The organism is Abditibacteriota bacterium (genome assembly GCA_017552965.1).
Lineage (GTDB): Bacteria > Armatimonadota > UBA5829 > UBA5829 > UBA5829 > RGIG7931.
Genome location: JAFZNQ010000115.1, coordinates 12,649 through 24,847, shown reverse-complemented (window position 1 = coordinate 24,847; position 12,199 = coordinate 12,649). Strand labels below are relative to the sequence as shown.

The 12,199-nt window shown below is 56.3% G+C and carries 13 protein-coding genes; 12 read left to right on the top strand and 1 reads right to left on the bottom strand.

What is annotated here, in order from left to right; genetic code table 11:
• Nucleotides 1–38 precede the first annotated feature (38 nt).
• The 12 genes from IK083_09435 to rplS all read left to right on the top strand — a co-directional run bounded on the left by IK083_09435 (nt 39) and on the right by rplS (nt 10,494).
• A complete protein-coding gene (locus IK083_09435) occupies nt 39–2,786 on the top strand; it encodes a UPF0182 family protein (protein MBR4749774.1) in 2,748 nt (915 codons plus the stop codon).
• A gap of 80 nt (nt 2,787–2,866) precedes the next feature.
• Nucleotides 2,867–3,748, top strand: a complete 882-nt coding sequence (locus tag IK083_09430) for a hypothetical protein (protein ID MBR4749773.1) — start codon at nt 2,867–2,869, stop codon at nt 3,746–3,748.
• Between the two features lie 24 nt (nt 3,749–3,772).
• Nucleotides 3,773–4,645, top strand: a complete 873-nt coding sequence (locus IK083_09425; protein ID MBR4749772.1) for a hypothetical protein — start codon at nt 3,773–3,775, stop codon at nt 4,643–4,645.
• A gap of 51 nt (nt 4,646–4,696) precedes the next feature.
• On the top strand, nt 4,697–5,956 hold the full coding sequence (locus IK083_09420; GenBank protein MBR4749771.1) for an MFS transporter: 1,260 nt from the start codon (nt 4,697–4,699) through the stop codon (nt 5,954–5,956).
• 63 nt (nt 5,957–6,019) lie between these two features.
• Entirely contained in the window at nt 6,020–6,604 is a 585-nt protein-coding gene (locus tag IK083_09415) for a rubrerythrin family protein (protein MBR4749770.1), read from the top strand.
• A 134-nt stretch (nt 6,605–6,738) separates the two neighbouring features.
• The gene (locus IK083_09410) at nt 6,739–6,897 is read left to right on the top strand and encodes a rubredoxin (protein ID MBR4749769.1); all 159 of its coding nucleotides are present in this window, start codon (nt 6,739–6,741) and stop codon (nt 6,895–6,897) included.
• Between the two features lie 103 nt (nt 6,898–7,000).
• Nucleotides 7,001–8,326 carry a signal recognition particle protein gene (ffh, locus tag IK083_09405; protein ID MBR4749768.1) on the top strand — a complete coding sequence of 442 codons (1,326 nt, stop codon included), beginning with the start codon at nt 7,001–7,003 and terminating at the stop codon, nt 8,324–8,326.
• A 77-nt stretch (nt 8,327–8,403) separates the two neighbouring features.
• Nucleotides 8,404–8,643 (top strand): 30S ribosomal protein S16, encoded by a 240-nt coding sequence (gene rpsP, locus IK083_09400; protein ID MBR4749767.1) that lies wholly within the window; start codon nt 8,404–8,406, stop codon nt 8,641–8,643.
• A gap of 9 nt (nt 8,644–8,652) precedes the next feature.
• Nucleotides 8,653–8,886 carry a KH domain-containing protein gene (locus tag IK083_09395; protein MBR4749766.1) on the top strand — a complete coding sequence of 78 codons (234 nt, stop codon included), beginning with the start codon at nt 8,653–8,655 and terminating at the stop codon, nt 8,884–8,886.
• 10 nt (nt 8,887–8,896) lie between these two features.
• Nucleotides 8,897–9,412, top strand: a complete 516-nt coding sequence (gene rimM, locus IK083_09390) for a 16S rRNA processing protein RimM (GenBank protein ID MBR4749765.1) — start codon at nt 8,897–8,899, stop codon at nt 9,410–9,412.
• The gene (trmD, locus tag IK083_09385) at nt 9,402–10,133 is read left to right on the top strand and encodes a tRNA (guanosine(37)-N1)-methyltransferase TrmD (protein MBR4749764.1); all 732 of its coding nucleotides are present in this window, start codon (nt 9,402–9,404) and stop codon (nt 10,131–10,133) included. Before rimM ends, trmD begins: the two co-directional genes overlap by 11 nt.
• A gap of 13 nt (nt 10,134–10,146) precedes the next feature.
• Nucleotides 10,147–10,494: a 50S ribosomal protein L19 gene (gene rplS, locus IK083_09380; protein ID MBR4749763.1), complete on the top strand. Its 348-nt coding sequence runs from the start codon at nt 10,147–10,149 to the stop codon at nt 10,492–10,494.
• 36 nt (nt 10,495–10,530) lie between these two features.
• On the opposite strand, the gene IK083_09375 is transcribed toward rplS, so the two are convergent.
• Nucleotides 10,531–12,189, bottom strand: coding sequence for a ribulokinase (locus IK083_09375; GenBank protein ID MBR4749762.1), 1,659 nt, complete (start codon nt 12,187–12,189; stop codon nt 10,531–10,533).
• Between the last annotated feature and the right edge of the window lie 10 nt (nt 12,190–12,199).

The window sequence follows — 12,199 nt, the reverse complement described above, 5'->3', positions numbered from 1 at the left end:
GCTGCGAGCCGAACAGTGACTATGACAGTGGAGTGTATATGAAGATCCTCAAACCCCTTATTATAGTTTTGGTGATCCTGCTGGTGTGCGGCGGGTCCCTCATAGGCCTTTATACCGACTGGCTGTGGTTCAGGTCTCTGGAGTATCAGTCCGTGTTTACCCGGATGCTGTCCTCCAAGATAGAGCTGGGAGTGGCCAGCGGCCTGGTGTTTTTCCTGATCATATACGCGAATCTCTGGATAGCGAAGAAATACACTCCCGTCCGGGACTCTGCCTTTGCCGACATGCCTACTCTGGGCAAGATAGGGCGGCTCCTGAGAAGGGCTACGGGCCTCTTTATCTTTGTGGTGAGCATCATTATCTCCGTGGTTATAGGTCTGCAGGCCACGGTGCACTGGAATGACTTTCTCTTCTTTATGCATCCGACGCCCTTCGGCCAGACAGACCCGGTGTTTCACAGGGATATCAGCTTTTACGTCTTTACCTTCCCCTTTGTCAAATATCTCTACGGCTGGCTCTTCGGGAGCCTGGCCTTTTCGGCCATTCTGACGGCGGTGTTCTATTATTCCCTGTCCGCCATCAGCTTTCTGGACGGCAATCTGGAGTTCCGTCCCTTTGCCAAAAAGCATCTGCTGACTCTGGTGGCTCTGGGCTTCCTGTTCAGGTCCTACGGCTATATCATCGCCATGTATGAGCTGCTGTTCAAGAGCAAGGACAGCTCCATATTCACCGGCGCCTCCTATACCGCCGTGAAGGTGGGCATCCCCTGTCTGTGGATCATGCTGGCTGTCTGCGTGGCGGCCTGCGTCATCACCTTCATTGGCAGAGGCTCCCGGACCTGGAAGCCGGTGCTCTACGCTCTGGGGATCATGGTGGCGGGCAACCTGCTCTTTACTACTCTCATACCCAACGCAGTGCAGGTGCTCTTTGTCAAGCCCAACCAGCTGGAAAAGGAAAAGCCCTACATAGCCTACGCCATCAAGGCCACCAGGGACGCCTACGCCCTGAACGACATCAAGGTCAGGGAGTTCCCCGCCGAGGACGTGCTGTCTGCGGAGCAGGTCAGCGCCAATCAGGGCACCATCGAGAACATCCGTCTCTGGGATTCGGCCCAGCTGCTGGAATCCTATTCCCAGATCCAGACCATACAGCAGTACTACTCCTTCGGCGACGTGGACGTGGACAGATACTGGCTCAAGGACAAAAATACGGGCAAGCTGAAATACAGACAGGTGTGGCTGTCCGCCAGAGAGATGGACCAGTCCCGCCTGCCCGAAAACTCCCGGACCTGGGTGAACACCCGTCTGCAATACACTCACGGCTACGGCTACGTCATGAGCCCGGTCAACGAGATATCCAGAGAGGGCATGCCCAAATTCTTCGTGTATGACATCCCTCCCAAGGAAAATATAGACGTGCCCATAGGCAACATGGGCATATACGTGGGAGAGCAGACCAACCACGAGATATTCGTGGACACCAAAAGCAAGGAGTTCGACTATCCCAAGGGCAGCGAGACCGTCACCAACCATTATGACGGCAAGGACGGAGTCCTCATAGGCAACTGGTTCAGGCGCCTGCTCTTTGCCCTGAGGTTCGGCGACATCAATATACTGCTCAACACGGATATCAACAACCGTTCGCAGATACTGTTTCACAGAAACGTGGCCCAGCGCATAGAGACCCTGTTCCCCTTCATGGTGTTTGACAGCGATCCCTATCTGGTGACCGCCGGCGGAGACCTGTTCTGGATGCTGGACGGCTTTACCACCAGCGAATACTATCCCTATTCCGAAAGGACCAAGCTGACGGAATACGACACCATCAACTATGTGCGCAATTCCTTCAAGATAGTGGTCAACGCCCATTCCGGCGAGGTCACGGCCTACACCATCGACAAGCCGGTGGACGACCCCATCATGCGCAGCTACCGCAAGATCTACCCCGGCGTCTTCCGGGACTATACGGAGATGCCGGAGGAGCTGGCCTGCCATATACGCTACTCCGAGTCCGTGTTCAAGATCCAGACCGACGTCTATAAGACCTACCACATGACGGATCCCACCATCTTTTACAACAAGAGCGACCTGTGGGATATCCCCAACGTGGCGGAGATCAGCGGCAACACGGAAGGCGATTACAAGCAGGCGCCCTATTACACCATCATGAAGTTCCCCGAGAGCACCTCGGAGGAGTTTATCCTGATGACCACCTTTACCCGGGCCGGGAGAAAGAATATGTGCGCCTGGATCGGCGCCGAATGCGACGGGGACAGCTACGGCAGTATCCTCCTCTACAACTTCCCAAAGGACAAGAACGTGTACGGCCCGGAGCAGATAGCCGCCAAGATCAAGCAGGACGACGTGATATCGCCCCAGATCACCCTGTGGAGCCAGCAGGGCTCCAACGTCAACGCCGGCAATCTGCTGGTCATTCCCGTGGAGAATTCCGTGCTCTACGTGCTGCCCCTCTATCTGGAGTCCAACAACACCAAGATACCGGAGCTGAAGAGAGTCATCGTGGCTCTGGGCGACCGGATCATCATGGACGAGAGCTTGAGCGGCGCTCTGTCAAAGCTGGTGGGAGGTGAGATAGAGAGCTCAGGTCCCGCGCCGAAGCCCGCCGCCCTCAAGCCTGCCGCCGTAAAGGAGGACAGGGATTCTCTCATCAAAAAGGCCGCCGAGGCTCTCTCCAAAGCCAAATCCGCCCAGCAAAAGGGCGACTGGGCCGGCTATGGCAGGGAGCTGCAGGAGCTGGAGGCTGCGATAAATGCCCTGCAAAAATAAAAATATTGACGAAATCCTGTTGACTTGCAGCAAATACTTGTGATACAATAAAATGTAATATATTACGGAGGAATCTCATTATGAAGTTGAAAGTTATAGCATTTACTCTTATGGTCATGCTGGCTGCCGCCGCCTGCTTCGCTGCCGACGGCTACAAGCTGAAGATGGACCTCAAGTCCGGCGTCCGCTATACCTACAAGGCGGAGGACGATTTCAAGCTGAAGTCTGCCACCGCTTACAACCGGAGCCTGCTGGACCAGCCCTACGAGCTGGAGGCCGAATCCCTGATCTACGAAAAGCCTCTCTCTGTGGACAAGTACGGCAACGCCAAGCTCAAGAGCTTCGTGGAATTCAAGAAGGTGGAGATCAATGACAGACACCAGCCGCTGAAGACCTCCGGCGATTATCAGGTGGCCATATTCTCCCCCCGCAACGAATACAAGAGCGTGGTCCAGACCAGCATCCAAGGGACCGTCAAGGACTATGACGGCACCAACAAGAGCAAGTATCCCGTGTTCGTCAGCTATCTGGATATGGCATCCGCCATTCTCGTGCTGCCCAAGGACGAGGTCCAGATCGGTGAGAAGTGGTATCCCGAGACCATCCAGCTGGACAACAACGGCTACATCAAGTCCGAGTTCGCCATCACCCAGGTCAAGGAGCGCGACGGCGAGATCCTTGCTTATATCCACGGCCAGGCAAACGCTGTGGTGGACGTGGTCAGCGCAGTCCGCTTCTTCCGGAAGGTCATCCCTGCCGATCTCATCTCCAAGCGCTACACCGGGACTGCCCAGATCAACTTCACCGACATAGACGTGGTCTTTTCGGTCACCAAGGGCGTAGTGAGAAAGCTGGAGCTGGATTCCGTGGTGAATATGACCATCACCGATCCTTCCAACGGTATGACCATCAACGCCTATCTGGAAGCCGATCAGGAAAAATCTTTCGTCAGCCAGAGTTGAATAACCAAAGCAAGGTAAACTACTATGAAAAAACTAACAGCAGTCCTTCTCGTCTGCCTGGCCTCCTGCTGCCTCCTGGCTCAGGATGCGCCTCAGGAGGCGGACCTGAAGCTGATCTTTAATGTGGGACAGACCGCGGAATACGACACCGAGACTTCTCTCCTGGTGGGAGACATTACCATCAACGGCATGAGCATGCCCATGCCCCAGCAGGCCGTCAAAATGACCGGCCAGATAAAGCAGACCTGCGTGGCCAAGGACAAGTCCGGCTTCGGCACCGTGTGCACCTCTTCCGTCATGTCGGCGGGCGAGGGCACCCAGCCCTTCAGGTCCTATATCAAGAGCCTGGAGAGCCCCAGAGGCAAGACCGTAAAGCTGATCGAGATGGAGGTAGACGGCAAGAAGACCGATTTTACCAAAGAGAAGAATCAGCTGGCAGGCGCCACTCTGAGCCAGATCCTGAACCAGAGCGGCTATCCCGAAAAGCCCGTGAAGGTGGGCGAGGGCTGGAAGTTCACCTGTGTAAAGAGTGACAAGAACCCCTTTACCTGCGACCTGCTCTACGTACTGGAAACGGTGGCCGAGATCAACGGCGACCGGGTAGCCAAGGTAGTCTGCTCCGGGACCATAGACGTGAGTCTCGAAGAAGCCGTCAGACTCTTCGGAAGCTCTTCCTCCGTGATGCAGGGAGATCTGATGGCCGGTATGAACGGCACTGCCCGTATCACTGTGGAAAAGGCCGTCACTGACATCAACCTTACCAAGGGCGTCCTTCAGGACGAAGCCATGAAGTGCGCTCTCACGGTAAACATTGCCGACGAGACCAGCGGCTTGTCCATGGGGATGAACGCCGCTATGGAGACCGTGACACAGCTGAAGAGCCTCAGCTCCAAATAAACTGTCGCCTCAAAGAGGGCTGCGGCTCAGGCTGCAGCCCTTATTGTGTGTATGCTATCGTATATCAAGAGAAAATTCATATCTGTATGGGCCCACAGCGTGCCCCGGGAGGTCCGCCACAATTTTCAGGTGGACATCCTGGCTACTATCCTGACCGGTATAGGACTGGGCTTTTTTACGCCCTATTACGCCATGCTGGCCAGAGACGAATTCGTGGCCAACGGGTTCCTGCTGGGGCTTTTGACCTCGGGGGGCTACACGGGCAGCATGATAGCCCTCTTTTCCGGCGGCTTTGTGAAAAGCGGCAGGGAAAAGTACTGGTACGCCTGGTCCAACATCCTGGCCCGCCTGCTCATAGTGGTGGCCGCCGCCAGTCAGGCCGGCATGACCTACTGCGGGACAGTGTTCCTCATGAATCTCATGATATCCACCTTTTCGCCCCAGTATTCCCTGCTCATCCAGAAGATATATCCCATAGAATACAGGGGCAGGCTCATGGGCTGCGTCCGTATCGCCGGAGCCCTGAGCACCATAGCCGGGTCCGGTATCAGCGGCCTCTTTATGAAAAGGCCGGATTTCTGGCGGGTGAGCTTCGTGATAGCGGGGCTCATGACCGCGGGAGCCGCCGCCCTGTTCCTCAGGATGAAGACCGAAGACTCCGCCGCGGCGCAGGCAGCGCCGAACATGCTGAAGCACCTGAAGGGAGCCTTCATGACTCTCAAATCAAGCCCCCGGAACCTGAGGCTCATACTGGTGATGCCCTTCTACAGCTTTTCCACACAGATACTGAACATAGTCACCCCCATCATGCAGGTGGACGTCCTGCACGTTACCAAAGCCAATATGTCAGTGGTGGCCATAGTCCAGTTCGTCATGTGGACCCTGGGCTTTTACGTGTGGGGGAGATATATAGACAGGGCCTCCGCCTCCAGGGCCTTTGTCCTGCACATATTCGCGGCCCTTTTGTGGCCCCTGTTATATTTTGTCGCCGACAGCTGGATATACGTGATCCTGGCTCAGGGAGCCTACGGATTCATCATCTCCTGCAACGAGATAGGCTTTTTCAACGTGAAGCTGGAGATCAGCGAGAAGGGCAAGGAAGCTGAGTATCAGGCGATCCACGCCTTTGCCGGCGGCCTCAGGTGCCTGGTGGGGGTCTTCGTGGCTGTGTTCCTGCTGAACATGGCGGAGAAACACGGCGTGCATATCAAATATCTGTTTGCAGTGTCCGCCGGGTTGCTGACCGTCAGCGGATTGGCTCTCTTCCCTCTGGCCTGGGGCAAAAACCGGATAGAAAAAAGGGCGGAATGACCCCGCCTCCGCAACCTTTTCGCCCCGGCTCTCGTATATTATATGCAACACCAAGGAGGCAGTATGGAGCTTTGTAACACACAGACCTATCGGAACCTGCTCACGGCCATTGCCGGCGAGTCCATATCCGCCAATCTCTATTCCCTCTATGCCGACAAAGCGGCGGAGGAGGGCTTGTGGCGCATAGCCGACGTGTTCCGGGAGACGGCGGCCCAGGAGAGGGTGCATACAGAGGTGCTGTATCGTCTGGCAGGCTGCGACAAGTCCGGAGAGATCAGTCTGAGCTGCGCCATGCCTTCCGGAGTAAGCGATACCCGGGCCAACCTGAACGCCGCCCTGAGGGAAGAGAAATACAAGCACTGCGTGGAATATGCCAATTTCAGCAAGGTGGCCCGTCAGGAAGGGCTGACGGACATTGCGGACGCCCTGGACTCTCTGGGGGCGGCGGAGCTGTATCACCAGAAGCGCTTTGACGTGCTGGAAAACATGCTGGCCACCGGCACCCTGTTCAAAAAGAACAGCCCGGTGCTGTGGAGATGCGTCAGATGCGGCTACGTGGACGACTACAAAAAGGTGCCCGACCACTGTCCCCTGTGCGGCGGCAGCCGGGGCAACTTTGAGGAATTGATGCGCAATCTGTTTGCGTGAGACCGGCGATACAAGATCACCTTTGCGGGATCCGGGGAAATATATGACCTGCGGGACAGAGAGCCCGAAAGAGAGATCACAGAGTTCCGTCAAGACTGCTGATGCTGAATAAATATCAAGAAAGGAGAAAAGCGATGACCAAATTCGTATGCGACGCCTGCGGCTATGAGTATGACCCCGAGGTCGGCGATCCCGACAACGGCATAGAGCCCGGAACGGCCTTCGAAGACCTGCCTGAGGACTGGGTATGCCCTCTGTGCGGTCTGGGGAAGGACTCCTTCAGCGAGGCATAGCCTGCGCAAGCGCAAAAGACAAGCCGCGTCCCCCGAGGGCGCGGCTTGACTTTTGCGCCCTGTTTGTTATATAATATTATAGTGACTATCAATACCGGAGAATATGATGTTTGAAGGCCTTGCCGAAAAATTACAAAATGCCTTTTACAAGCTCAGGAATCGCGGATCTCTCACCGAGGACGACGTAAATCAAGCCTTGCGGGAGATACGCATATCCCTGCTGGAAGCCGACGTGAACTATAAGGTGGTCAAGGACTTTATAGCAAGCGTCAGGGAAAAGGCTGTGGGCTCTGAAATACTGACGGGTCTCAATCCTGCCCAGCAGGTGATAAAGATCGTCTATGACGAGCTGACGGGCATTCTGGGCGGCTCTGTGTCCAGGATCAATATGTCCCCCAATCCGCCCACCGTGATCATGATGTGCGGTCTGCAGGGAGCCGGCAAGACCACTACCTGCGCCAAGCTGGCCTGTATGCTGCGCAAGGAGGGCAAAAAGCCTCTGATGGTGGCGGCCGACGTGTACAGACCCGCCGCAGCCCAGCAGCTGAAGGTATTGGGCAGACAGGTGGACATCCCCGTATTTGACATCCCCGAATGCAAGGATGCGGTGAAGGTGTGCCGCGATTCGCTCCACAGGGCCAGGATGGACATGCTGGACACAGTCATTCTTGACGTGGCCGGCCGTCTCCATATAGACGAGCCCATGATGGACGAGCTGCGGAACATACGGGCTGCCGTCAATATCAACGAGGTCCTGCTGGTGGTGGACGCCATGACGGGACAGGATGCTGTGAACGTAGCTCAGAGCTTCAACGAAGCCCTCAATATAGACGGCGTGGTGCTGACCAAGCTGGACGGCGACGCCAGAGGCGGCGCAGCCATATCCATCAAGGCCGTCACGGGCAAGCCCATCAAGCTGGTGGGGACCTCCGAGAAGATGGACGGGCTGGAGAAGTTCCACCCGGACAGGATGGCCTCCAGGATCATAGGCCACGGCGACGTGCTCACCTTTATCGAGCAGACCCAGGAAGCCTTTGACGAAGAGCAGGCCAAAAAGCTGGAGCAGAAGATCAGGAAGAACACCTTTGACCTGAATGATTTTCTGGAGCAGCTGAGAAAGATACAGAAAATGGGGCCTCTGGAAAACCTGCTGGCAATGATACCCGGTATCGGGCAGCAGCTGAAGGACGTGGAGATAGATCCCCGGCGCCTCAAGCGGGTGGAAGCCATCATCTGCTCCATGACCCAGGAAGAGCGCAGAGACCCGGATATACTCAACGGCAGCCGCCGCCGCAGGATAGCGGCCGGCTCCGGGGCCACAGTCCAGGACGTGAACACCCTGATACATCAGTTCACGGAAATGAAAAAGATGGTCCGCAAGATAGCGACCAAGCCGGACAACGGCAAGCGGCGCAGAATGCCGTTTTGACCCAGGCATATCCCAAAGACCGTCCCGTTTAGCCGGTCTATTGTAGATATAATTACTAAGACAGGAGGACATCAAACTTGGTAAGAATCAGACTTAAGAGAATGGGCACCAATCACAAGCCCTTCTACAGGATCGTTATCGCCGACCAGCGTCGCGCGCGTAACGGCAAATTCATCGAGACTATCGGTACCTATGATCCGACTTACTCTCCGGCCAGGATCGAAGTCGATGAAGACAGAGCTAAGTATTGGATAGGCGTCGGCGCCCAGGCATCCGACGTGGTCCGCATTCTTCTCACAAAGAAAGGACTTTATTAGGACTATCCCATGAAAGAACTCATCAGATATATTGTCACCAGTCTCGTGGAATATCCCGAGCAGGTGGAAATAAAGGACGTTTTTGAGAACAACGAGACCGTGTATTACGTCTCGGTGGACGACAGGGATCTGGGCAAGGTGATAGGAAAAGGCGGCAGAATCGCCGATTCTATCAGAGCCATAGTCAAGGCGGCTGCTGTCAAGCAAAAAGAAAACGTTTTTGTGAAGATAGTATCCGGCTAAGCTGTTTGCCATGCTCAGAGACGACGAGATAGCTATAGGCCGCGTGCTGAAGCCCTTTGGCATAAAGGGCGACATCAAGATGGGCGTGATGACCGATTTTCCCGGCAGGTTTGACGCGGGGAACACCATCAGGATCAGGCTCGACGACAGCGCGACCGCCAGCTACAGGATCGTTCGTTCTTCCGCCGCCGGCCCCACCATTACCCTGCATCTCGAAGGGGTGGAGGACAGAAATGCCTCCGAAGCGCTGGCCGGCTGCTACGCCTTTGTGACCGAGGACGAGCTCATGGAGCTCGAAGACGGCGAAGAATACGTCTTTCGGCTCATAGGCATGCAGGTAGTCACTACCGACGGCAGGCAGCTGGGGGAGATCACCGAGGTCCTTCAGGGAGGAGCCAATGACGTCTATGTCATAGACGGCAAGCTGCTCATCCCCAAGATACCCGAATGCGTGCTGGATATCGACAGAGAAAAAAGGATCGTGACCATATATCCCATGAAGGGTCTTTTGCCCGATGCGCTTTGACGTATTGAGCTGTTTTCCGGAAATGATCCGGCACTATACCTCCCTGGGTATAGTGGGCCGCGCAGCGGAAAAAGGCATCATCACCATCTGCGCCCGCGACCTGCGGGACTACGCTCACGACCGTTACAGGCACGTGGACGACACTCCCTACGGAGGCGGACCCGGGATGGTGCTTCGCAGCGACGTGGCTATCCCCGCTGTGGAGGCATGCCTCAGCGACAGCGGCGGCAAGCCTGCCAGGCTGATCTACACCTCGCCTGCAGGCAGACGGCTGGATCAGGAATACGCCGAGGATCTGAGCTTTGAGGACCATGTGGTCATTCTCTGCGGCAGATACGAAGGCGTGGACCAGCGGATCATCGACCACTTCCCTATGGAAGAGGTCAGCCTGGGGGACTTTGTTCTGACAGGCGGCGAGCTGTGCGCCATGTGCCTCATCGACGCCGTTACCAGGCTCATCCCCGAGGCGCTGGGCGATGACGAGTCGTCCGAGGAAGAGTCCTTTACGTCAGGGCTGCTGGAATACCCGCAATACACCAAGCCTGCGGAGTATATGGGCATGGAGGTGCCCCGGGTGCTACTCGGAGGCAATCACGGAGAAATACGGTCGTGGCGCAGGAAGGAAATGCTGAGACGCACCCTGCAGCGCCGTCCCGATTTATTGGAGTGGGCGCCCTTGAGCGACGCCGACAAACAAATACTTGAAACACTGAAAAAGTGAGGAGGATAAAAGCATGAATCAGATTATCCAACAAATAAACGAAGAGCAGCTGAGGATCGATATCCCCGACTTCGGTCCCGGCGATACCGTCAAGGTCCATTGCCGCGTAGTAGAAGGCAGCAAGGAAAGGATCCAGATATTCGAAGGCGTAGTCATAGCCATGAAGAAGGGGACCATCAACGCAGCCTTTACTGTCCGCAAGATAGGCGCCAACAACATCGGCGTGGAGAGGACCTTTATGACCCATTCTCCCAGAATAGCGTCCATCGAGGTAGTCAAGCGCGGTCTGGTGCGCCGGGCCAAGCTGTATTATCTGCGCAACAGAGTGGGCAAGGCTACCAAGATCAAGGAAAAGATATAAAAATACAGCCTTCTGCATATCGCAGAAGGCTTTTTTTTATCTGCCGTATTTCATCTGTCTCAGGCGCTTCATCACGTTGTTGCCCCCTCTGCCAAAATAATCGTGGAGGGTCATGTATTCCCTGTAGAGCTCGTCGTATATGCGGGTGTGGTCGGCGATGGGCTTGTAGCTCTTGTTCCTGGTGTGAGCCATGCGGAGAGCAGCCTCCTGCACGTTGTCATATCCTCCCGCCGCTTTGCCTGCAGCCACGGCGCCCCACATGGCGGAGCCCATAGCGCAGGACTGGGGCGAGGCCCCCAGCTTCCATTCTCTGCCGGTGATGTCCGCGAATATCTGCATAAAGACCGGGTTCTTTTCGGCGATGCCGCCGCAGGCTATGATGGAGTCTATCCTGACGCCCGATTTGTCTATCTGCTCCATGATGACCCGGCAGCCGAAGGCTATCCCTTCTATAAAGGCCCTGTACAGCTCTTCGGGCCTGGTGGCCAGAGTGTAGCCCACCACGGCGCCGGAGAGGTCATAATCCACCAGGATGTTCCTGTTGCCGTTCCACCAGTCCAATACTATGAGGCCCGTGCCGCCCGGCTTGATGGCGGCGGCTTTTTCCGTCAGCAGCTGGTGCACGGAGACTCCCTTTTCCCGGGCCTCCTTTTCATAGGAGGCGGGCACACAGTTGTCCACCAGCCAGGCCAGCATGTCTCCCACGCAGGTCTGACCCGCTTCAAAGCCGATGAAGCCGGGCTCGATGCCGTCGGTGGTGTAGCCGCATATGCCTTCCACCAGGACCGGCTTGTCTCCCAGAGTCAGATAATTGCCGGAAGTGCCCATGATGGCTCCCATGGTGCCCGGCCCCGTGATGGTGAGGGCGGGGATGGCAGCGTGAGCGTCTATGATGCCCACTGCTACGGCAGTGCCTTCCTTCAGCCCGGTCTTCCGGGCCCACTTCTCATTCAGGCCACCCGCTTTTTCGCCTATGCTGTTTACGTGGCTCCCCAGCTTGTCCCGGACCACGTTTTCGAACTCCGGATCCAGAGCCTTGAAATAGTCGGGGGAGGGGAAGCCCTCCTCTTTGGACCAGCAGGCCTTGTAGCCCGCTCCGGAGGCGTTTTTGACCCGGGCTCCCGTGAGCTCAAACACCATCCAGTCCGCCGCTTCCATAAACCGGGCGGCCCTGTAAACCTCCGGGGCCTTGCGGAGTATCTCCAGCAGCTTGGGGAACATCCATTCGGAGCCCACCGTTCCTCCGTATCTGGCCAGCCAGGATTCTCCACGCCGGGCGGCCAGCTCCGTCATATCCTCCGCCTCGGGAGTGGCTGCGTGATGCTTCCACAGCTTGACCCAGGCGTGAGGCTCCCGGCTCCATTTGTCGGACAGGCACAGGGGCGTTCCTTCGTCGTCCACGGGGACCACGGTGCAGGAGGTAAAGTCTATGCCTATGCCTATGATCTCGTCCTTGTCTATGCCCGCCTTGCTGATGGCTTCACGTATCACCGTCTCTGTGCCTTGTATGTAGTCTGCCGGGTTTTGCAGGGCAAAGTCCGGGGGTAGCTTTTCGCCGGTGGTGGGCAGATAGTCGTCTATGACTCCGTCGGAATACTCCCACACAGCCTGAGCGATCTCCCGTCCGTCGGTGACGTCTGCAATGAGGCACCTGACTGACAGAGTGCCGTAATCAAGACCTATGGAATACATCATATAGCTCCTT